This is a genomic window from Nocardia sp. NPDC003693, from assembly GCF_053981095.1.
This window is the reverse complement of record NZ_JBSFNO010000065.1, coordinates 1-22301: the sequence shown is the minus strand read 5'-3', so window position 1 is coordinate 22301 and position 22301 is coordinate 1. Positions and strand designations below refer to the sequence as shown.

16 protein-coding genes are annotated in these 22301 nt (G+C 70.2%); 9 read left to right on the top strand and 7 right to left on the bottom strand.

Translation table 11 applies throughout. The features are described 5' to 3' along the window. Positions 1-44: 44 nt before the first annotated feature. From ACWDOP_RS37765 to ACWDOP_RS37750, 4 genes are all read left to right on the top strand, one after another. Positions 45-1553 (top strand): alpha/beta hydrolase, encoded by a 1509-nt coding sequence (locus ACWDOP_RS37765; RefSeq protein ID WP_456348913.1) that lies wholly within the window; start codon positions 45-47, stop codon positions 1551-1553. Positions 1554-1757: 204 nt separating this feature from the next. Further along, positions 1758-3098, top strand: coding sequence for a glutamine synthetase family protein (locus ACWDOP_RS37760; protein WP_456348907.1), 1341 nt, complete (start codon positions 1758-1760; stop codon positions 3096-3098). 321 nt (positions 3099-3419) lie between these two features. After that, entirely contained in the window at positions 3420-6434 is a 3015-nt protein-coding gene (locus ACWDOP_RS37755) for a bifunctional [glutamine synthetase] adenylyltransferase/[glutamine synthetase]-adenylyl-L-tyrosine phosphorylase (RefSeq protein ID WP_456348906.1), read from the top strand. Between the two features lie 241 nt (positions 6435-6675). Further along, positions 6676-7296 carry a TY-Chap domain-containing protein gene (locus ACWDOP_RS37750; protein WP_456348905.1) on the top strand — a complete coding sequence of 207 codons (621 nt, stop codon included), beginning with the start codon at positions 6676-6678 and terminating at the stop codon, positions 7294-7296. A 19-nt stretch (positions 7297-7315) separates the two neighbouring features. On the opposite strand, the gene ACWDOP_RS37745 is transcribed toward ACWDOP_RS37750, so the two are convergent. Genes ACWDOP_RS37745 through ACWDOP_RS37735 form a run of 3 tightly spaced genes read right to left on the bottom strand, consistent with a single transcriptional unit; the run spans position 7316 to position 10059 of the window. Beyond that, positions 7316-8185 carry an ESX secretion-associated protein EspG gene (locus ACWDOP_RS37745; RefSeq protein WP_456348904.1) on the bottom strand — a complete coding sequence of 290 codons (870 nt, stop codon included), beginning with the start codon at positions 8183-8185 and terminating at the stop codon, positions 7316-7318. Continuing rightward, complete coding sequence (locus tag ACWDOP_RS37740; RefSeq protein WP_456348903.1) at positions 8182-9663, bottom strand: hypothetical protein; 1482 nt, start codon at positions 9661-9663, stop codon at positions 8182-8184. The genes ACWDOP_RS37745 and ACWDOP_RS37740 overlap by 4 nt, the downstream gene beginning before the upstream one ends. A gap of 57 nt (positions 9664-9720) precedes the next feature. Further along, a complete protein-coding gene (locus ACWDOP_RS37735; protein WP_456348902.1) occupies positions 9721-10059 on the bottom strand; it encodes a glyoxalase superfamily protein in 339 nt (112 codons plus the stop codon). A gap of 100 nt (positions 10060-10159) precedes the next feature. Here ACWDOP_RS37735 and ACWDOP_RS37730 point away from each other — a divergent pair, with 100 nt between their 5' ends. Both ACWDOP_RS37730 and ACWDOP_RS37725 read left to right on the top strand, forming a co-directional pair. Next, the gene (locus ACWDOP_RS37730) at positions 10160-12166 is read left to right on the top strand and encodes a protein kinase domain-containing protein (protein ID WP_456348901.1); all 2007 of its coding nucleotides are present in this window, start codon (positions 10160-10162) and stop codon (positions 12164-12166) included. 175 nt (positions 12167-12341) lie between these two features. Then, positions 12342-13787, top strand: a complete 1446-nt coding sequence (locus ACWDOP_RS37725; protein ID WP_456348900.1) for a metallopeptidase — start codon at positions 12342-12344, stop codon at positions 13785-13787. Positions 13788-13992: 205 nt separating this feature from the next. Here the strand turns inward: ACWDOP_RS37725 and ACWDOP_RS37720 are convergent, their stop codons facing one another. From ACWDOP_RS37720 to ACWDOP_RS37705, 4 genes are all read right to left on the bottom strand, one after another. Further along, the gene (locus ACWDOP_RS37720) at positions 13993-14829 is read right to left on the bottom strand and encodes an alpha/beta hydrolase (RefSeq protein ID WP_456348899.1); all 837 of its coding nucleotides are present in this window, start codon (positions 14827-14829) and stop codon (positions 13993-13995) included. Positions 14830-14977: 148 nt separating this feature from the next. After that, positions 14978-16345 (bottom strand): M20/M25/M40 family metallo-hydrolase, encoded by a 1368-nt coding sequence (locus ACWDOP_RS37715; RefSeq protein WP_456348898.1) that lies wholly within the window; start codon positions 16343-16345, stop codon positions 14978-14980. After that, positions 16342-17994 (bottom strand): CocE/NonD family hydrolase, encoded by a 1653-nt coding sequence (locus ACWDOP_RS37710; RefSeq protein ID WP_456348897.1) that lies wholly within the window; start codon positions 17992-17994, stop codon positions 16342-16344. The genes ACWDOP_RS37715 and ACWDOP_RS37710 overlap by 4 nt, the downstream gene beginning before the upstream one ends. Positions 17995-18076: 82 nt before the next feature. After that, positions 18077-18991, bottom strand: a complete 915-nt coding sequence (locus ACWDOP_RS37705) for an oxygenase MpaB family protein (RefSeq protein ID WP_456348896.1) — start codon at positions 18989-18991, stop codon at positions 18077-18079. Positions 18992-19194: 203 nt separating this feature from the next. On the opposite strand from ACWDOP_RS37705, the gene ACWDOP_RS37700 reads away from it, so the two are divergent. The 3 genes from ACWDOP_RS37700 (at position 19195) to kstD (ending at position 22175) form a co-directional block, all read left to right on the top strand. After that, a complete protein-coding gene (locus ACWDOP_RS37700) occupies positions 19195-19632 on the top strand; it encodes a TY-Chap domain-containing protein (RefSeq protein ID WP_456348895.1) in 438 nt (145 codons plus the stop codon). 218 nt (positions 19633-19850) lie between these two features. After that, positions 19851-20438 (top strand): TetR/AcrR family transcriptional regulator, encoded by a 588-nt coding sequence (locus ACWDOP_RS37695; RefSeq protein ID WP_454201098.1) that lies wholly within the window; start codon positions 19851-19853, stop codon positions 20436-20438. 51 nt (positions 20439-20489) lie between these two features. Beyond that, on the top strand, positions 20490-22175 hold the full coding sequence (gene kstD, locus ACWDOP_RS37690; protein ID WP_456348894.1) for a 3-oxosteroid 1-dehydrogenase: 1686 nt from the start codon (positions 20490-20492) through the stop codon (positions 22173-22175). The last annotated feature ends 126 nt before the right edge of the window (positions 22176-22301 follow it).

The following is a 22301-nucleotide window of genomic DNA, read 5'->3' as shown; positions in this document are numbered from 1 at the left end:
CCGGGCGGCGACCGGCGATAGGGCACGATCGCACTATGGCGTTGATGCGAAGCGGCCGCGTGGTGCTGGTGACGGCGGCGTTGGTGATGACCGCGGCGGGGTGCGGATCGGTGGTGGACGGCAATCCGGTGGCCGAGGCCCCGGCGGGACTGGGGAAGTTCTACAGCCAGACCCTGGACTGGACGAGCTGCGCGAAGTTCGGGGAGGAGCTGCCGTCGGAGGCCGAGTGCACGCGGGTGCGGGTGCCCGTCGACTACGAGAACCCCGACGGCGATACCGCCGAGATCGCGCTCTCGCGGCTGCGGGCGACCGGCGACAAAATCGGCTCCCTGCTGTTCAACCCCGGCGGTCCGGGTGTGCCGGGCCTGTCGATGGTGAACATCGCCGACCGCTCCCAGCTCGCCGAGCGCTTCGACCGCATCGGCTTCGATCCGCGCGGCATCGGCGCGTCGCTGCCCGCGATCGCGTGCCTGACCGCCGCCGAGAACGACGCCGAGCGCGCCGAACCCCCGCTGGACAACTCGCCCGCGGGCATCACCGCCGCCGAGGTCGAGAACAAGGACTACGCCGCCAAGTGTGTCGAGCGCACCGGCAAGGACTTCCTGGCCCACGTCGGCACCCGGGAGGTGGTGCAGGACATGGACGTCATCCGCGCCGCGCTCGGCGACGAGAAGCTCAGCTACGTCGGCTACTCCTACGGCACCCGCCTGGGTTACACCTACGCCGAGAAGTTTCCGGACAAGGTCCGCGCGCTGGTCCTGGACGGCGCGCTCGATCCGCAGCAGGACCCGGTCAAGGAATCGGTGCTGCAGGCCGCCAGTTTCCAGAAGGCGTTCGACGCCTACGCCGCGGACTGCGCGGCCAAGTCCGATTGCCCGCTCGGCCAGGATCCGGCCCAGGCCGTCGCCCGGTTCCGCGCGCTGGTGAACCCGCTGTGGGACAAGGCCGTTCCGACCGAGGATCCGCGCGGGCTGCACTACGGCGACGCCATCACCGGCGTGCAGCAGACCCTGTACTCCAACCGCTTCTGGCCCGCGCTCACCAAGGGCCTGCGCGAACTGGCGCAGGGGAGTGGTGACACGCTGCTGGCGCTGGCCGACATGTACGACGGCCGCCGCGACGACGGCACCTACGACAACAGCGCCGACGCCTTCAATTCGATTCGCTGCGTCGATGATCCGGCCATCACCGATCGCTCGATCGCGGCCAAGCAGGATTCGGAGTACCGCCGCGTCGCGCCGTTCCTCGACGACGGCCACGGCGGCGACGCGGCCCCGCTGGAGCTGTGCGCGAGCTGGCCGGTGCCCAATACCAGCACCCCGCACCGCATCTCGATTCCCGGCCTGCCCAAGACCGTCGTGATCTCCACCACCGAGGATCCGGCGACCCCGTACCAGGCCGGCGTGGATCTGGCCGAGCAGTTGAACGCGGCCCTGATCACCTTCAACGGCACCCGGCACACGGTCTCGCTGTCCGGGGTCGAGTGCGTGGACGATCCCGTCGTGGCGTACCTGGTGGATCTGAAGGAACCGGCCCAGCCGCTCACCTGCTGAGAGTGCGGGGGTTCGGCTCGGCGTGAATTCGATCATCGGCTCGGGTGCGTGAGCGCCCGGGCCGGGTCGTCTCCCGTGTTTTCCCGTGCTCAGGGGCGAATTGCCCGGGTCGAAACACCCTTTGCGCGGATCTCTCAGCGCTATCCCGAAGTTGAGGCCCCGCACGTAACATGGATTTAACGCCGGGTGCTTACGCTCGCGGGCATGGACCGTCAGAAGGAATTCGTCCTCCGCACGCTCGAAGAACGGGATATCCGCTTCGTGCGCCTCTGGTTCACCGATGTGCTGGGCTATCTCAAGTCGGTGGCGATCGCGCCCGCCGAGCTCGAGGGCGCTTTCGAGGAGGGCATCGGTTTCGACGGTTCGGCCATCGAGGGCTTCGCTCGCGTCTCCGAGGCGGACATGGTCGCCCGGCCCGATCCGTCGACGTTCCAGATCCTGCCGTGGTCCACGTCCAAGGGACATCAGCATTCGGCGCGCATGTTCTGCGACATCGCCATGCCGGACGGTTCGCCGTCCTGGGCCGATCCCCGGCACGTGCTGCGCCGCCAGCTGAACAAGGCCGCCGACCTCGGCTTCAGCTGCTACGTGCACCCCGAGATCGAGTTCTTCCTGCTCAAGCCCGGCCCGCACGACGGCACGGTCCCGATCCCGGTCGACCAGGGCGGGTTCTTCGACCAGGCCGTGCACGACGAGGCGCCGAACTTCCGCCGGCACGCCATCGACGCGCTGGAGTCGATGGGCATCTCGGTCGAGTTCAGCCATCACGAGGGCGCGCCCGGCCAGCAGGAGATCGACCTGCGGTACGCGGACGCGCTGTCCATGGCCGACAACGTCATGACCTTCCGCTACCTGATCAAGGAGGTGGCGATCGACGAGGGCGTGCGAGCCACCTTCATGCCCAAGCCTTTCGCCGAGCACCCGGGTTCGGCCATGCACACCCACATGAGCCTGTTCGAGGGCGAACAGAATGCCTTCCACGATCCCGACGACCCGAACAACCTCTCGGGCACCGCGCGCGCGTTCATCGCGGGCATTCTCGAGCACGCGCACGAGATCAGCGCGGTCACCAACCAGTGGGTGAACTCCTACAAGCGCCTGATTCACGGCGGCGAGGCCCCGACGGCCGCCTCGTGGGGCCGCTCGAACCGGTCCGCGCTGGTGCGCGTGCCCATGTACACACCGAACAAGGCGTCGTCGCGGCGCGTCGAGGTGCGCAGCCCCGATTCGGCCTGCAACCCGTACCTGGCCTTCGCGGTGATCCTCGCGGCCGGTCTGCGCGGTATCGAGAAGGGCTACACCCTGCCGCCCGAGGCGGAGGACGACGTGTGGTCGCTGACCTCCGCCGAGCGGCGCGCGATGGGCTTCCGTGAGCTGCCCGCGAGCCTGGACGAGGCGCTCAAGAACATGGAGAAGTCCGAGCTGGTCGCGGAGACCCTCGGCGAGCACGTGTTCGACTTCTTCCTGCGCAACAAGCGCCGCGAGTGGGCCGGCTACCGCAACCAGGTGACGCCCTACGAGCTGAAGGAATACCTCGGCCTGTAAAGGTTCGGTGAACCCTGCTCGGCCCGTGCCTTCCGGCACGGGCCGAGTTCGTGTGGGGCGGGTGTGACGGCCCGGTCGGGTGCGGGGGCCGGGTGTACTCGTGCGGTGAGCGATCGCTCGGCAGCCCGCTCTCGGGCCCGTGCGGCGGACGGATGAGCGGTGCCGTGCCCGCCGCACGCGGGTCCGGTGCGGTCGTTTTCCTGCGCGCGAGGCATCGTTCCGCAACCTTCGATGCGAGACACGCGGGCGAATCGCCGTTGTTGTCCGTTATCGGAGGGTTCCGCCGGGGACCGTCCGGGATGTGACATGTAATTTGATGGCATGGTCCGGCCCCCGACTGTCCGTTCGGCTGTTCCCGGTGTTGGACGACTCGGTTTACTCGAGCCGTCGGCCGCCGATTCGTTGCGAGAATTGGCGTGGGACAACGTCGAGAGCGTCCCGCTGCTGTGGGCGCTCTCGCGCTCACCCGACGCCGATCTGGCGCTCACGACGCTCATGCGGCTGCGCGAGCAGCTCGGAAGCGATTGGGCCGCGCTGGATTCGACCCTGCGCTCGGATACCTCGCTGCGCGGGCGGCTGTTCGCGCTGATCGGTTCTTCCACCGCCTTCGGCGACCACCTGGTGGCCGACCCGCAGGCGTGGCGGCTGCTGCTGCGCCGGGAGCTGCCGACCGGCGCCGAAGTGCTGACCGAGATTCTCGAGGTCGTGCGGGCGGTTCCGGAGGAGGGCGAGCACGCCGGGCCGATGCTGTTCCGCGCGGGCATCGCCGGCCCGGAGGCTGTTGCCCTGCTGCGCAAGCGGTATCGCGATCAGCTCATGCTGCTGGCCGCCATCGATCTGGCGGCCACGGTCGAGAACGAGCCGGTGCTGCCCTACCAGCAGGTGGGCCGCCATCTCACCGATCTCGCCGACGCGGCGCTGACCGCCGCGCTGTCGGTGGCCGTGGCCCGGGTGTGCCCGGATCGGCCGGTGCCGGGCAGGCTCGCGGTCATCGCCATGGGCAAATGCGGTGCGCGGGAATTGAACTACGTCTCGGACGTGGACGTCATCTTCGTCGCCGAGCCCGCGGACACCACCGCGACCCGGCTGGCGGCCGAGACCATGAGCGTGGGCGGGGCGGCCTTCTTCGAGGTCGACGCGGCGCTGCGGCCCGAGGGCAAGGCGGGCGCGCTGGTGCGCACGCTGGAATCGCATGTGGCGTACTACAAGCGCTGGGCGCGCACCTGGGAGTTCCAGGCGCTGCTCAAGATGCGGCCCGCCACCGGCGATCTCACCCTCGGCGACGAGTACCGCGCCGCGCTCATGCCGATGGTGTGGGCGGCCTCCGAACGCCCCGACTTCGTGGCGGACGTGCAGGCCATGCGGCGGCGGGTGGAGGATCTGGTGCCCGCGGACCTGCGCGAGCGCGAACTCAAACTCGGCCACGGCAGTCTGCGTGACGTCGAATTCGCGGTGCAGCTGCTGCAATTGGTGCACGGCAAGGCCGACGAGACCCTGCACACCCAGGGCACCGTGGAGTCGCTGACCGCCCTGGCCGCGCGCGGTTACGTGGGCCGCGACGACGCCGCCAACCTCACCGCCTCCTACGAATTCCTGCGCCTGCTCGAACATCGGCTGCAGTTGCAGAAGCTCAAGCGCACGCACACCCTGCCCGCGCCCGAGGACGAGGAGGGTATGCGCTGGCTCGCCCGCGCCGCCCATATCCGTCCCGACGGCAGGCAGGACGCGGTGGGCGTGCTCACCAGCGAGATCCGGCGCAACGCGGTGCGGGTGCGGCGGCTGCACGCCAAGCTCTTCTACCGGCCGCTGCTGGAATCGGTTGCGCGCCTGGACGCGGACTCGCTGCGGCTGAGTCCACAGGCGGCGGTGCGTCAGCTCGCGGCGCTGGGTTACGGCGCGCCCGAGAACGCGCTCGGGCATCTCAAGGCGCTCACCAACGAGGTCGGGCGCAAGGGGCGCATCCAGGCGCTGCTGTTGCCGACGCTGCTCGAATGGCTCGGGGAGACACCGAATCCCGACGCCGGACTGCTCGCCTACCGGCGGGTGTCCGAGGGGCTCGACAACGAGATCTGGTTCCTGCGCGAGCTGCGCGACGAGGGCGCCGTCGCCCAGCGGTTGATGATCGTGCTCGGCTCCTCGGCCTATCTGCCCGATCTGCTCATCAACGCGCCCGAGACCATCCGCATGTACGCGGACGGCCCGAGCGGCCCGCTGCTGCTGGCCCCGGACACCGCCGATGTGGCGCGCGGAATCCTTTCCGGGGCAAAGCGTTACGACGATCCGCGGCGCGCGGTCGCCACCGCGCGGTCGCTGCGCAGGCACGAGCTGGCGCGGGTGGCCTCGGCCGACGTGCTCGGCATGCTCGATGTGCCGCGGGTGTGCAAGGCGCTGTCCTCGGTCTGGATCGCCACCCTCGAGGCCGCGCTGCAGGCGGTGATCCGGCGCAGCGAGGTCGAGCTGGGCGGGCCCGCGCCCGCGGATTTCGCCGTCATCGGCATGGGCAGGCTCGGCGGGATGGAACTGGGCTACGGCTCGGACGCCGATGTGCTGTTCGTCTGCGATCCCCGGCCCGGCGCGGACGAGACGGTCGCGGTGAAGTGGGCCATCGGCGTCGCCGAGCAGGTGCAGAAGCTGCTGGGCGCGCCGAGCACCGATCCGCCGCTGCAGGTGGACGCGGGGCTGCGGCCCGAGGGTAAGAACGGGGCGCTGGTGCGCACCCTGGCGGCGTACTCCGCGTACTACTCCCAGTGGGCGCAGCCGTGGGAGGTACAGGCGCTGCTGCGGGCCCGCCAGGTCGCCGGTGATCCCGGGCTGGGCGTGCGGTTCCTGCACACCATCGATCCGGTGCGCTATCCCGCGAGCGGCATGTCCCCCGAGGGCGTGCGCGAGATCCGCCGCATCAAGGCCCGCGTCGACTCCGAACGCCTTCCGCGCGGCGCGAATCCGGCCACCCACACCAAACTGGGCCGCGGCGGCCTGGCCGACATCGAATGGACGGTGCAGCTGCTGCAGCTGCAGCACGCCCACGAGGTGCCCGCCCTGCACAACACCTCCACCCTGCAGTCCCTGGACGCGATCGAGGCCGCCGGCCTGGTCGAGGCCGAGGACGTGGAGCTGCTGCGCGAGTCCTGGATCACCGCGACGAAGGCCCGCAACGCCCTGGTCCTGGTGCGCGGCAAGCCCGCCGACCAGCTCCCCGGCCCCGGCGACCTGCTGTCCGCCGTGGCCCGGGTCGCCGGCTGGCCGAACGACGACGGCAGCGAGTTCCTGGACAACTACATGCGCGTGACCCGGCGCGCGAAGACGGTGGTGGAGCGGGTTTTCGGCGGGGAGTAGACGTCAGGGGCCGGGCCGCGGCGTCGAGACATCGGATTGTCGCGGCCGGGGCCGTCGCTGACCGCGATGGGCCGCCTGCCCCGGCCGTGGATCACCGTGAATGTCGAGTCGTTCATGTGCTGGCTCGTCTAATGCGCTGTCCGGCAACAGGTTCGCTGTCGTGGGCGGTGAGTATCGTTTCGGCGGTACGCAATCGAGGGTCGGTGCTGATCGGTGTCGGCCGGGGTGGGGAGAGACGGACATGGGGAACGACACTGCCGACGAGCAGCGTGCAGGGGCATCGGACATCGAGGCGGCGTGGCAACGCTTCACCGCACGGCTCGCGACCGAGGCGGCGGAGTTGTCGCCGTTCGATGTACTGAGGTTCGGGGGTTCCGGGAACCGCTATGCCCAGTTCTCGATCACGGGCCCGGTCGTGGGGTACGAGATAGTTGCCAACAGGTTCTTGGAAGAGGGCTTCCAGATGTCCGCCGCCGCCGAGGCACTGATGCTCGAACGCGGCTGGCAGCCCGGTGGTCCCAATTGGGTTCGCGAACTGGACTGGTCCGCACGGTTCGGCGACCGCCACGAATACACCGAACTCGCCGAGCGCACGGTCACCGCCCTGCGCGAGATCCTCGGCTTCGCCCACCCGAACGAACTCGAACGGGTGCAGGAGGAGCTCTTTCACCGCCGGTATCCCGATGAGGCCCCGATGGTCTGCGTCTACGTGGAACCCGGCGAAGGCTACCTGCGAGAGTGCTACTCCTGCGGCGCATCCGGCACAGCGGCCTGGTCCGCCCTCGCCCGCTGCTACGAGACGGGCGACGAGTACCCGCGCGGCTATTGCGCGGAGTGCCCGCCCCGCGTGGGCGTGCTCTGAGGGTCGGTGATTCGCCGGGTCACTCCGGTGCGGGTGCGCACATGCGGGCCAAGCAGTCGATCAGTGCCTCCGGCGGGCAGGGGCGGATGTGCAGGTGTGGGGCGGTCAGGTGGTAGAGGTAGCGGCCGTCCTCGGCTGTGTCGAGCCAGCCGAGATGGTGGCCAGCTGAGGTGGTGGCCGTTGGGTTCCGATCCGCTCTACGAGATGTGATGTGGCCCTGACCGGTTCGAGGGAGGAGTAGTAGATCTCGGACGCGGTCTTCGGAGTACGGGACCCGTGGGCGGGCGAGTTGCTCGGGGCGGGGCGCGAGGGCATCCAGTTCGATCGAGTAGGGGCCGGACAAGAGGCGGCCCGCGGGGACGGTGCCCAGGAGTGTGGCAAAGGACGCCGGTACCCGGGCGGGGGTGACGGACTCGATGGTTATTCGGCCACCATCCAGCCCGAAATCGTCGGTGGGGGAAATTTCGGCGCCGGGTGTTACGCCGCGAGTGTGTGCAGGGGTGGTGGTGCAGGGTGTCACGCCGCCAAAGTTGTTCTCGAGCAATGATGCGAGTGCGCTGGAGGTGGGGGATCCGTGGTCAGCGTCGGTCGGCGTGGGGTGCTGGACCATCGTGACCGCTTGCGGGCCGGAGAGGGCCGCGTGGGCGCGGAGTGGGTGGTGGACCATGGTCAGGGCCAAGGTGATTCGGGGGTGGGTGGCGGTGCGGAGGGCGGCGGTCAGGGCGGGGTCCGAGGCCAGCGGGAAGCGGGTGGTCAGGGCTTCGGTTCGGTGGTGGTGGTCGGAACGCCAGCGGGTGGCGGTGCGGATGTGGAGGGGGAAGGGGTAGCGGTCGTGGCGGGTTTCGCGCCAGATGTGGGCGAACTCGTCGGGGGTGAAGGTCCAACTCACGACCGGGTGTCCGGGTCGTCGGCAAGACCGGTTCGGGCCGAAGGGATTTCGGAGCCGAGTACCGGTGGGACATGTGGGGGCGGGGAGCCGAGGAGTTCGGCTTCGCGATTTCTGATCAGCCAGGTGGGGGCTTTGTGGTCGGCGTCGGTGTCGGAGGCGCCGCGGGCTCCGGGTGGGTACATGCCGGGCAGGAAGCCCATGCCGGGGTGAACGGACCGGGCGGCGGGGCTGGAAGAGATTGCGGGAGAGGGGAGCCCGCTGTTGGGTGGAGCCGGGAAGCTGCGGCCCGGGCCGCCGGACGGTGGTGATCCGGTGCCGGGGGACACCGGCGTCGTCCCGGGGACCGGCAGCGACGGTCGGTGGAGGGACCCGGGTGAGGTGGGAGAGCCCGGCGCCGTGGGAAGACCCGGTGTCGCTGGCGAGCCGGGAACGGGGTCCCGGCCGGGGTTGGATCGCTCCGCGCGTTCGGGGTTCCCATCGGTGCCGGACACGAACGCGGCGCGGGTCTGCCCGTCGGCTGGTTGCCCGGCAGCTTCGTTGCCCGTGGTCTCCGCGCCGGAAATCGCAGCTACCGAATCGAATTCGTCTGCGACGGGGCTACCTGATATAAACTCCGCACCGTCGATCGTGCTGTCGGTGCCCGGCAGGGCTTGTTCTCCCGGCATTGCCGGGTTCGGCGCGACGCGAGACGCCCTTACCCGGCCGAGAGACTCGTCCCCGCCGAACAATTGATTCCCGGACCCGCCTCCGGCAGCGCTCCCGCCGCCCGCCCCGGCGGCGCTCCCGGCTCCTTCGCCCCCGACTCCAGCCCCGGGCGCGTATACCGGCCCGAAGGCCGGAACCCCCGATCCCGCAGGAGGATACGTCGTCACGTAGTTCGCTTCCAGCGCCGCGAGCGCCTCCCGGTACAGCTCTTCCCTGCGGGCTTGCAGCTCGTGCGCGTCCTCGGGCGCGGCCCCGATCAGCATGGCCACGTGCGGCGCGGTCGCACCCACCGTGTCCTCCGCCGGTGGCGGCACGCTCCGCCGCACCGCCTCGGCGCCGGCGGCCGCCGCGACGATGCGATGCCCGGCACTGTGCGCGACCCCCGCCACATCCATTGCCTCCAGCACGAATTCGCGTACCGCCGCCATCGCAGCGTCCGCGGTCCGGCCCGCCAGCCCTTCAGCAAGCGCGGCCTCGGTGGTCGTGCCCACCGCGAACACCGCCCCGGACAATCCATCCGCGATCCCGGTCCACTCGTCGGCCAGCCCCCGCATGGCTCCCGGATCCATGGCCTGCACGGCCGCGTAGATCTCCGCGTGCGAGAACCCCGGGAAGTGCTCGAGCCGCCGAATGTAGTCCGGATCGACACCCCCGTGCCGAACTCGCCCCTGCTCCCGCTCGGCCCCCGATTGTGCCCGCCGCGCTCGCTCCCGCCACTCCTCGGCCTCCACCGCGCCCTCCCACCGAGTCCATTCCCCAACGGGGATGTCCATTCACGAGATAGGACGCACTGCACGCCGACCGGGTTCCCCCCACCCGCCCCGCCCCGGCTACTCCAGCTCGAACGGTGTTCCGATGCGCAGGCGATTGCCGTCCGGATCGGTGAGCTCCACCTCGCGCGCCCAGGGCATGGTCTCCACCGGCACACCGAACTCCGCGGCCACCGCGTCGATATCGCGCACGCGGAGATGGACCAGGGTGTCGGGGCGGGCGTCGCCCTCGTGCTCGGAGAGGAAGAGTTTGACCGGCCCCCGGGCGATTTCGACGAAGGCGGGGAAGCCGGGTTCGAATCGGTGAACCCACTGCTCGGTGAAGTTCAGGCGTTCGTACCAGCGCACCGCCGCTGCGGCGTCGGCCACGCGCAGGACCGGGATGACCTCCTCGTGCATGAGCGAATCCTCGCATGCGCCAGCGCCGCGACCCTTCACGCGCAGGTCAGCGCCCGCGCCGGTGCAGTAGGGTTGGCGGCGATCAGGTGGAGGTGTTGCGGTGGGTCGGGTACTGGCACAGGGTCAGGTATTCGCTGGATATCGAATCGAGCGGTTGATCGGGGCGGGCGGTATGGGCGAGGTCTACCTCGCGCACGACCGGGATCTACCCCGCATGATCGCGCTCAAGGTGCTCGGACCGTCCGTGTCCGACGACGCCGACGTGCGCTCGCGCTTCCTGCGCGAGGCCGACACCGTGGCGCGCCTGTCGCACCCCAACATCGTCGCGGTCTTCGCGCGCGGTGAGGAGGCCGGGCAGCTGTGGATGGCCATGCAGTACGTCGACGGCACCGACCTGGCCGCCGTGCTCGCGGCCGGCCCGGTGCCGCCCGAGGGCGCGGTGCGGATCGTCACCGAGGTCGCCAAGGCCCTGGACCGCGCGCACGCGACCGGTGTGCTGCACCGAGATGTCAAGCCCGCCAACATCCTGCTGTCCGGCGGTGCGAGCGAAGAGGTCTTCCTGGCCGACTTCGGCATCGCGAAGGTGCTCGATCACGTCGGTGAGGCCACCCGCACCGGCCAGCTCTATGCCAGCCTGCGCTACGCCGCCCCGGAGCAATTCGAAACTCGCACCGCTGTTTCCGCCCGGACCGACGTGTACGCCCTCGGCGGCACCCTGTACCACCTGCTCACCGGCGCCGCGCCGTACGCGGGCGACAGTCCGGGGCAGCTGCTGCACGGTCACCTGAATCTGCCTGTCCCGCAGCCGAGTGCGCGGCGCCCGGAGCTGCCCGCCGGCTTCGACACCGTCGTGACCGCCGCCCTGGCCAAGGAACCCGAGGAGCGCTTCGCCACCTGCGGCGCACTCGCCGCCGCCGCACGGCAGGCCCTGGCCGGGTTGCCCATCGAGGGCGTGCCGCGGCCCGCGCAGCGGCCCGCGGCCGAATCGGCCCTGGAGAGCGCCGGGGCGGTGACCACGGTATTGCCCAGGGTCGGAGCGGAATTGGTCGCGGCGCACTCGTTCTCGGGCGGCGGCAGCCACTGGCCCGCCGACGCGCCGACCGAGCGCGCCGACGCGCGCGGCCCGGAGGAACCCCCGGCCGCGTCCCCGCCACCCGCTCGCCGGCGCGGCGTACTCACCTGGATCGCCATGGTGCTGGGCTGGCTCGCACTGATCGTCGGCGTGGGCGGCATCGGCCTGCACTACGCGTCGTGGCGCTCGCAGTACCTGGTGCTGGCCGCCTCGTTCGCGTCCTTCTTCATGCTGGGTTCGGTGCTGGCGCTGGCACTGTTCCTGCTGGTCAGGCAATGGCGCAGCGCCGCAGGCGCTTTCGCCGCCGTGGCGATGGCGCTGTGGACCCAGCTCCCGATGCTCGTGCCCGACGGCGCCGCGCCCCCGGGTATCGACGTCACGGTCATGCAGTCGAACATCCTGTTCGGCCATGCCGACGCCGGCGCCATCGTGCAGGCGGTCCGCGAGAACAAGGTGGAGGTGCTCACCCTCGTCGAGCTCACCGACGAGGCCCTGGCGCGCCTGCGCACGGCGGGCCTGGAAACCGAATTGCCCTACTACCACGTGGAACCGGCCCCCGGCGGCCTCGGCTCCGGGGTCTACAGCAAATACCCGCTGCAGGATTCGAGCAAGCTCGCGAACCTGTCCCACAACAGTATTCGCGCCACCATGCTTCACCCCGACCGCGGTCCGATCACCGTGTTCCAGTTCCATCCCGTGCCGCCGAACCTGAACTACCCGGTGTGGCAGAGCGATATGCGCGAGGTGCGCGACGTCCTGGACCAGCAGCCCGGCCGGGTCATCGTCGGCGGCGATTTCAATGCCACCTACGACCACTCCGCCTTCCGGGATCTGTTGCGCGGCAGGTACGCCGACTCCGCCGAGCTCCTCGGTGTCGGCGTGCTGCCGACGTGGCCGGACAATCAGGCGTGGGGCCGTCTCCCGCTCATCGGCATCGACCGGGTGCTGGTCGCGGGCGGGCACGCCACCGAGGTGCGTTCGATCAGCATTCCCGACACCGATCATCGCGCCGTCATCGCGAAGCTGCGTCTCTGAATTCCGCACGCCAGCCGAGTTCCGCACCGCGCGGTGAGATTTCGCTCTCGAGTATTGCGAGACTCGGCCTTCGAGCGCCCCGCGCGGCGGATACTCGTAGACGGGGAGGCGGCTGAACCTTCGCCGTCACGAGAGCCGGGCCGCGGGTGGCCCGGGGCTTTCCTCGGGAGGCGAGATGCGGGTCACGCGGTGCCGGGCGGTTCTGGCCGCCGTCCTACTGCTGGCGGGGCTGGCGCTCACCGGCTGTGAATCGGTGCGAGTGCCGGGGACACAACGGGTTTCGGAACGGGTCGACAATCCCTTCGAGCTGGACGGTTCGGCCTCGACCACGGGACCGAGCGGTGAACGCCCGGGCGTGCCGGACGCGACGCTCACCGCCGCGAACGGGGACGGCGGCGCGGTCGATCGGCTGGCGCTCAACGCGCTGGCCGATCTCCAGGAGTACTGGGAGCGCGAGTACGGCCGGACGATGCCGGGTGCGTTCACCCCGGTGAGCAGCTTCCTGTCCTGGGACTCCACCGCGGCGCGCGCCCAATCCCCACAGTTCTGCCGCACCAGCACCTTTCGGTCGATCAACGCCGCGTTCTGCGGCCTCGACTCCTCCATCGGCTGGGATCGCGGCGTCCTGCTGCCGGAACTGATCCGCAAGTTCGGCCCGATGTCGGTGGTGATGGTGCTGGCCCACGAGTACGGCCACTCGATCCAGGCGCAAGCCGGGCTCAACGGCATGCTCACCCCGACGGTGGTGCGCGAACAGCAGGCCGACTGTTTCGCCGGTGTCTTCATACGTCATGTGGCGGAGGGGGATTCGCGGCACTTCACCATCAACACCACCGACGGCCTGAACGATGTGCTCGGCGCGACCATCGCGGTGCGCGATCAGGAACCCGGCGCCTCCGGGGTCGACGAGCACGGCACCGCGTTCGAGCGCGTGACCGCGGTGCAGATCGGATACACCGAAGGCGCGCAGGCGTGCACGCGGATCTCGCGGGAGGAACTGGCACAGCGGCGCGGCACCCTGCCCACCAGTTTCGAGCCGGGCGAGCAGGAAACCCAGCTCGCGGTGAACCGGAACTCGCTCGATCTGCTCACCGAGGCCCTGGCCCAGGTGTATCCGCTGCGTACGGCCCCGGTGTACGACTACGCCGGAGTGAGCAGGCGCTGCTCGAATGTCACGGCCACGGAACCCGTTTCGTTCTGTCCCGCCACCAACACGATCGGCGCGGACGTGCCGGAACTGGCCAAACGCGCCCGCGGCCAGGGCGAGGGCGAGCTGCTGCCCTCCACCGTCGCGGGCGACTACAACGCCTTCGTGGTGTTCATCTCCCGGTACACCCTTGCCGTGCAACGGGAACGCGACCTCGACATCACGGGCGCGGAGACCGCGGGCCTGCGCGCGGCCTGCCTGTCCGGCGCGTTCACGACCAGCCTGAGCCGCCCGGGACGGACGCTGCAGCTGGCCGCCGACGATCTCGACGAGGCGGTCTCCGGACTTCTCGCCGACGGCCTGGCCGCCTCCGATGTCAACGGCGAGGTCGTGGCGAGCGGGTTCGTGCGGCTGGAGGCGTTCCGCACCGGCGTCCTCGACGGCGAAGCGGCCTGCCTCAGCACATACCGATAGGAGCGGGACTGCCGCCCGGCCCCACCGCCGCAGCGCTCGGCCGCGCGACCGCTGACCGACTCTGCCGCGCTGTTCGCCCGAGGACTACCGCCGGGCTCTGCGGCCTGGCCGCCGCGGCGCTTGCCGCGCGACCGCTGCGCTGCGTGGCCGCCCGACCGCAGCCGCTTCGCCGTGCCGAACAGGGTTGTCGCGCAAAGCGAACCTCTCAGCCGGGCAGGTGCGCCTCCAGCCACTGCACGGTGTCGGTGAGCACCTTGTCCTGCTCCGGCTCGTTGAAGATCTCGTGGTACAGCCCGTCGTACCGCAGCACGGTCTTGTCCGCCGCGCCCGCGCCCTGCTCGACCAGGTCCGCGCCGACGGGGGAGACCAGGCCGTCGGCCAGGCCCTGCTGCAGCAGCACCGGCACGGTCAGCCGATTCAGATTCGCCTGCACGAACTGCCCGGCCTTGAGCATTTCGGTGGCGGTGCGCGCGGGCACGCTGCCGTGGAACACCAGCGGATCGGTGTCGTAGGCGCGCACCACCTCCGGGTCGCGGCTCACCAGCTTCGAATCCAGTTGCACCACGGGCAGATTCGGGGCCAGCTTGGAGATCACCGGCGCCAGCAGCTTCTGCACGGCGTTGCCCGCGTCCACCACGATCGCCGGTGCGGACAGCACGATGCCGTCGACCTCGATCGGCGCGCGGATGGCCCAGTAGGCCACGGTGAGCCCGCCCATGCTGTGCCCGATGACGAATCGCGGCAGCCCGGGATGCTTGTCCGTGGCCAGGCGCAGCAGCGCGCCGACATTGTCCGCGGCGCCGTCGAGCGATTCGATGTTCGCCTTGCCGCCGGCCGAGCGCCCGTGCCCGATGTGATCGAGCGCGTACACCGCGAAGCCGGCCTCGTTCAGTCGCGCGGCCACGTGGGCGTACCGCCCCGAGTGCTCGGCGTACCCGTGCACGATCACCGCCACCGCGCGCGGGTCGCCGTCGGGCAGCCACGCCTGCCAGTACACGCGCCCGCCCGTGCCCTGCAGCTCGCCGGTCTCGTTCCGGGTCATCCTCGTCCCTCTCGGTTCGGTGGTCGCCGCCGCCGGCGCGCATATCGGACCGTTTCGCCCGCTTTGTCACGCCCCAGCCGAGCCATTCTCGCGCACTCGCCCCCGAACCACCGCCCAACCGCACCATCGGGTGCGCCGGAACCGCCCGTCAGTCCGCGGACTCGGCGAGGCGGTCGATCAGCAGCCGGTTGAAGGCGATGATCCGGGCGTAGTTCTCGCGGGAGATGCGTTCGTCGGTCCCGTGGATGCGTTCCAGGTCCGCGGCGGTCAGGGTGATCGGGGCGAAATTGCAGCGGGTTCCGGCGAGATCGTCGTAGTGGCGGGAGTCGGTCGCGCCGGGGACCAGGCCGACGGTGACGGCGATGCCGGGCACCGTCGCCCGCGCCACGTCGGCGATCAGGTCGAAGGCGGGGCCGGCGGCGGGGGCGGCCGAGGGTTCGGAGGTGGCGCCGGCCAGTTCGACGACGACCTCGGGATCGTCGATCACCCGGCGGCAGTGCGCGAGGACGTCGGCCACCGAATCCCCGGGCAGGATACGGAAATTCACGAACGCCTCGGCCTGCTGCGGCAGCACGTTGGGTTTCACGCCGCCGCGGATGACGGTCGGCGCGGTCGTGGTGCGCACCAGCGCCTCCGACTGCGGCCGCGCGGCCATGATGCGGGTCACCGCGGGTGCGAGGAACCGCGCGAGCGAGAGCAGGCCGCGCCGGGGTTGGGCCATGACATCGCGCAGCCGCGTGAGCATGTCCAGGGTCACCGGGGTCAGCCGCAGCGGGAACTGATTGTCCTGCACCCGCGCCACCGCCCGGGCCAGCTGCCCGACCGTGGTCTGCCGCCCCGGCATGGAGGAGTGCCCGCCGGTCGCCGAGACCGACAGCCGGACCGTGGCATAGCCCTTCTCGCCGACCATGATCGTGGCCACCGGCGTGTCCACCCCGTCGGCCACCCCGGTGGTGATCACCCCGCCCTCGTCGAGCAGCAGGTCCGCGCGCACGCCCGCGTCGCGCAGGTGCGCGGCCATCCGCGCCGCCCCCTGATCGCCGAACACCTCCTCGTCGTGCCCGAACGCCAGATACACCGTGTCCCTGGGCTGTACGCCCGCCGCGAGCGCGGATTCCACCGCCTCCAGGAGCGCCAGCACCCGGCTCTTGTCGTCGATGGCCCCGCGCCCCCAGATGAATTCCGCGTCCACCGCTCCCGCGAACGGCGGATGCGTCCAGCGATCCACATCGTCCACCGGCACGACATCCATGTGTGCCAGCAGGATCGCCGAGGTGCGCCCGGTGCCGGCGCTGCCCGCCCAGCGGTACAGCCGGCTGTGCCCGAACAGCTCGAGCTCCAGCCGCTCGTGCACCAGCGGGAAGGACTCCTCCAGATGTGTTGCGAGCCGGTCGAACTGGCTGTAGTCGATCTCGGCGGCGTCCTCGCGCGACACCGTCACGCAGCGCAGCGCGACAGCGAGGCGTTCGGCGGTGGCGTCGTCCACGGTCGTGGCGCCGGGTGCGGTCTGAGTCATCGATCACCTGTCCGGGGTGGGAAGTCGGCCCTCACCTGAGTATCGGCGATCAGGGCCGGTGCCAGTGTGACCGCCTTCTCCGCGCGCCACTTGGGAATGCCCTCGGCCATGGTGCCGGGCAGATCGGCCGTGCGGACGCCGCCGATCAGCGGCAGGCGCAGTTGCGCCGAGGTCACCGTCACCCGGGACAGCGTAGGGGTGTGGGTCCACATGTCGTCCACCACGTCGGTGATCCGCACCCCGATCCGATGCCCGGCGGCCAGCGGCCAGTCCTGCGCGAGCATCCGGACCTGCGCGGTGGGGGTGACCGGCGCGATGCCGCGGGTGATGACCGTGGCCCGCCCGTCGGGCGCGACGTCGTACAGCTCGAGCGCGACCGTCGCCCCGCTCGGCCCGTCCACGGTCAGGGTCGCCGAGGCCGCGCCCGCGAGGTGCTCGTCGTGTTCCAGCGGCTGGGTGACGGTCCAGATCTCGCGATCGGGCCCGGTCACGAACCCGCGATCGAGGTAGCTGCCGGTCTTCAGGTCGACGGTCACCGTTCGATTGTCGGCCGGGGGCCACGCGGTCTCGGACCTCCAGCCGCCGTCGAACTGCCCCACGGTGATTCGCGGGCCGGGGACCGTCACGTCCTTCCCCGCGACGTGTCTGTCGAAGAAGGCGAGCAGTTCCTCGGTGAAGGTCGGGCGCCCGCACTTGGTGGCGCAGTCGCGGTGTCCCCACTGCCCGAACCAGGCCCTGTGCTCACCGGGCCCGAGCGCGTTCCAGACCTCGAAGACCCGATCGGCGCGGGTGTTGTAGTCCAGGAAGCCCTGTCCGAGGAACAGCGGAATGGTGTTGCCCCGCAGGCGTTCGACCATGTCGCGCTCGCGCCAGAACTCGGTGGTGCCGTCGTGGTTCATGATGCCGTCGAGGTAACCCTGATAGCACGCCGGATCGATGGTGACCGCGTTGGTTCGGTATTCGGCCGAGTCCTCCCAGTGCGCGGGCGTGGTCGCGATCAGCAGGTGTTCGATCCCCGCGAGATCGCCGGGCCGGATACCGGTTTCGGTGATCGGCTTGCCCGAGAACTTCCACGCCTGCCCCTGCATGTACAGGTACGAGTACGGGTCGACCACCGGTGCGAAGGAGGCCACCGCGGCCAGCCCCGCCGGCTTCTCGACCAGGCCCATGAAACCGGTCCAGCCCTCGTAGGAAATCCCGTGCAGCCCCACCTTGCCCGTCGACCACGGCTGCCCCGCGGCCCATTCCACCGCGGTCTTCACGTCCTGACGCTCGCCCGGCCCGCCGTAGTCCGGGCAGCCGTTCGACCCGCCGAAGCCGCGCATGTCCACGATCACGTAGGTGTATCCGGCGTCGAGGAACGTCTCGACCTGAAGGTTCTCGACCGACGGCCCGCCCTCGGGGCGCGGCAGGGTCAGGTAGGCCAGGTGCGCGCGGTACGGGCTGACGGTCATGATGACCGGCGTCCGCACGTCGTCGGCGATGCCGGCGGGGCGCAGCACGTCCACGTGCAGGCGCGTTCCGTCCGGGGTGGTGATGTACTCCTGCCGCCACTGGTAGCCGGTCTCCGCCGCCGCCTGCCCGGGCGCGACCAGTGCCCCCAGCACCAGCAACAGTCCGACCAGGGCGCGCCACAACACCATCCGCATGATCACCATCTGACCCTGCCGGTTCGCGCCGCACTCGACCAGCCCCCGGAATCCGGGGGCTCGCCGAGTGGCCGGGTCCGGGTTACACCGGCCGCAGGTTGATCATCTTGCGCAGCCGGGCGCGGTCGCGCTCGACGCGGCGGGCCTCGTACGCGATGGGGAAGTAGCGGACGCGTTCGGGCAGGTGCGGAATGGTGCGGCCGATGACCCAGCCCAGGGCCCGCAGCTTGCGCTCGTCGCTCTCGGTCCAGGTCAGGCCCAGCTTGGCGCGGACGTTCTCCGGGGTGGTGCCGACCGTGAAGAAGTACTGCATCTTGCCCAGTGGGGTGGCCGCGACGTTCCACAGCGGGTGCAGGACGGCGGGGACCTGCTTCGGCGGGGCGAGGGTCCGGATGACCCGCAGGTAGTCGTAGGCGACGTTGGTCGCTTCGAGGTGGTTCTCGACCTGGTCGTAGAACCACGGCTCCCATTCGGCGTAGGTCGCGGGAATCTCCTTGGGCGCCACCGAGAAATTGCGCATGAGCTGCACGACCTCCCGGTAGTAAGACTCCTTCTCGGCCGCGGTGAGCTTGTTGTCGGAGAAGTACTTGTTGCCCTCGACGAAGGCGTGCACGGCCGTGTGCAGGACCCACGCCCACGGTCCCGACGCCAGCGCTTGATGCTTGCGGCCCCGGTCGTCGGTCGAATTCAGGGTGGCGTGCATCGAGCGGAGTCGCTCGGCCTCGGCGAGGGCCTCCTCCCCGCCGTAGATCCACATCATGACCGAGGCGACGCTGCGGGCGGCCCGGCCCAGGGCATCGGTCCGGAAACTGGAGTGCTCGTCGACGACCGCGGCGATACTGGGTTCCATGGTCTGCAGCAGGAAGGCGGACCCGGCGGTGAGCGAGAAGGTGATCAGTCCGGTGTCCTCCCACATGCGGGTTCCGGGTGTGAAGACCTTGCGCTCGGGGCGGCCGGCTCCGGACGCGTGATCGATCGGCGCTACGGCGGCGGTCATGGTGATCTCCTTTGATCACGGTCCTGGTGGAGCGCCACACTCCGACAGGATGAGATGATTGTGGTCGAATCTTCTCATCATCTCGGGGCGCTGGCAACCGTCACATCGGAGTCGCCGTCGATGCCCAAGTGCGCCAACATTTTCCGGTGACGCGATTGATTCGTCGGCGTATGATCGGCGGCGATGAACAGAACGAGCGCGATGTGACAACCGAATGGGACGCGTTCGCGCAGGCGCTGGCACGATGTCTGTCGCAATTACCGTCCCGGGCCACGCTAGTCATCGCGGCCACCGGAAATCGCTACGTGCAATTCCAGCAGTTCGACATCAAACTCTCCGCCGAACTCACCGGCAATTACTATCTCGCGGAACCGATTCCGGAAGCCGCCGCGCAGAAACTCCGTGACCTGGGCTGGTCCGCGCCCGCCCTGCGCCGGGAGGTCGAGAATTGGCGGCGCTCGCTGCTGTGGCCGATCTCCCGCGTGCGCCTGGAGGAGCTGGCCCGCTCGGTCGTGATCGGCCTGCGGGACGCGCTCGGTATCGAATCGCCCGATCAGTTGCGGGCAACCGGCTGGACCGAGGCCTCCGACGATCTGGATCTGAGCGCCTTCGATTCCATCGTGCCCCGGAGCCTCGGCTGAGCCTGGTGGCCGGGGGTTTTCGCTCCGAGTAGTTCATAGCGCAAGCCGCGCAGCGCTGATTGCCGCGCGGTTGCCTACGCCTGCCCCGGGACTCCCGGTCAACTCGCGAGCAAGTTTCGACTTGACAGTTTCTGTCATGAAGGGACATTCTTTCACTGCGCGGCTCGTCGTGAACAGTGCACGACTCCCCGGCCGCGCGATGAACGACAGGAGTGCCGATGTCCCTGCGGGAACGGCAACGACGGCAGGTTCGAGCCGACATACAGCGCGCGGCCTTCGAACTGTTCGCCCGGCGGGGTTTCGACGAGGTGACCACCGAACAGATCGCCGCCGCCGCCGGAATCTCACCGAGTACCTATTTCCGGCACGTTCGCAGCAAGGAGGACCTGCTGCTGGACCCGGTCCGCGAGGGCGGCGCGGGTATCGCCGCGCTGCTCGAGGACAGGCCGAGCAGCGAGTCCGCCGACGTGGCGCTGGCCCGGGCGATCGAGATCCGATCCACCACCCTGGCCGCCGCCGAGCTCGAACAGTGGCGCGCCGCCTTCGCCACCGCGCCCCATCTGCTGGACCGGGTCGCGCTGATCCCGCCGGAACACCGCACCCGGCTGGTCGAGCTGGTCGCGCGGCGCATGTCGCGCGATCCCGTCCTGGACAGCAACCCCGGGCTCCTGGTGCACCTCATGCTGGCGGCCGCCGAATACGGCTACCTGCAGTGGTTGCGCGCCACCGGAACTCGCGAAGCCTCGCTCCTGGTGTGCGTCGAGGGCGCCCTCGCGGCGGTCCTCGACGAGCGCTGGCGCGCCTGATCCACCTCTCTTTTCTCTCCACCTTTCGAAAACCCTGGGGGTTCACCAGTCATGCAGCACAACGATGCGGACGCCTACGACGTGATCGTCGTCGGCTCCGGCGCGGCCGGGATGGCGGCCGCGCTGGCCGCCGCGCACCACGGTCTGTCCACCCTCGTGGTCGAAAAGGCCAGGCACTGGGGCGGTTCCACCGCGCGCTCGGGCGGCGGCGTCTGGATTCCGGGCAACTCCGCGCTGCTCCGGGACGCGCCGGCCGACAACCTCGAGGACGCGCGCACCTACCTGCACGCCATCGTGGGGGACAAGGTCGACCCCGCGCGGATCGACACCTACATCGATCGCGGGCCGGAGGTCTTCGACTTCCTGGTGGAGCACGCCGGACTCCGAATGCAGTGGGTCCCGGGCTATTCCGACTACTACCCGGAGGCTCCGGGCGGCCGGGCACACGGGCGCTCGGTCGAGCCGACGCCCTACAACGGCCGCAAGCTCGGCGCGGAACTGGCCAACCTGGAGCCGGACTACATTCCCGGACCCCGGAACTTCGTCGCGACCCAGGCCGACTTCCGCCAGATGCATCTGGGACTGCGCAATCCGCGCGCGCCGTTCCGCGGCCTGCGGATCGCCGCGCGCTGGCTCAAAGGCCATGTGCTGCGCCAGCATCTGCTCGCGCGCGGGCAGGCGTTCAGCGCCATGCTGCGGGCGGGACTGCAGCGCGCCGAGGTGCCGCTGTGGCTGGACACCCCGCTCGTGGAGCTGCGTACCACCGACGATCGGGTCAGCGGCGTGGTCGTCCTGCGCGACGGTGTGGAGGTCGAACTCACCGCGCGCCGCGGGGTCATCCTGGCCGCGGGCGGATTCGAGCACAACGAGACCATGCGCAAGCAGTTCCAGCGGCAGCCCATCGGCGTCGAATGGACCGTGGGGGCCGCGGCCAACACCGGGGACGGCATCCGGGCGGGCCAGGCGCTGGGGGCCGCCGTCGAATTCATGGACGACGCGTGGTGGGGGCCGTCCATCCCGCTGCCGCGTCAGCCCTGGTTCTGCCTCGCCGAGCGCAACCTGCCCGGCAGCATCATCGTCAACGAGCGCGGCGAGCGGTTCATGAACGAATCGCTGCCCTATGTCGAGGCGACCCATCGGATGTACGGCGGGGAGAACGGACAGGGTGAGGGCATCGCCGAGAACCTGCCCGCCTGGCTGGTTTTCGATCAGCGCTACCGCAACCGATACCTGTTCGCGGGGCTCGCGCCGCGGCAGCCGCTGCCCGGCCGATGGTTCAAGGAGGGCGCGGTCAAGCGCGCGGCGACCCTCGAGGAGCTGGCCGAGCAGATCGGGGTGCCCGCGGATCGGCTGCGCGCCACCGTCACCCGGTTCAACGGGTTCGCCGCGGACGGTAAGGACGCGGACTTCGGCCGCGGGGACAGCGCCTACGACCGGTACTACGGGGACCCCCGGCACACCCCGAACCCGAATCTCGGTGCGCTGGAACAGGGCCCGTTCTACGCGGCGCGGATGGTGCCCGGCGATCTCGGGACAAAGGGCGGCCTGGTCACCGACGTCGACGGGCGGGTGCAGCGGGCCGACGGCTCGGTCATCGACGGCCTGTGGGCGGCGGGCAACGCCAGCTCCCCGGTGATGGGCCACACCTACGCCGGGCCCGGCGCGACCATCGGCCCCGCGCTGGTGTTCGGCTACCTGGCGGCCCTCGACGCCGCCGGGGTCTCGAAGCGGCACTGACACAGGCGAATCGGGCCCTCGCGCGCCGCGGTGCCGTCGATCTCGGCGAAGTGCCGGTTCATGTTCGGGAAGGACTTGATGCCCTGCACGATGGCGTAACCCAGCAGGTGGGTGAAGGAGATCTTG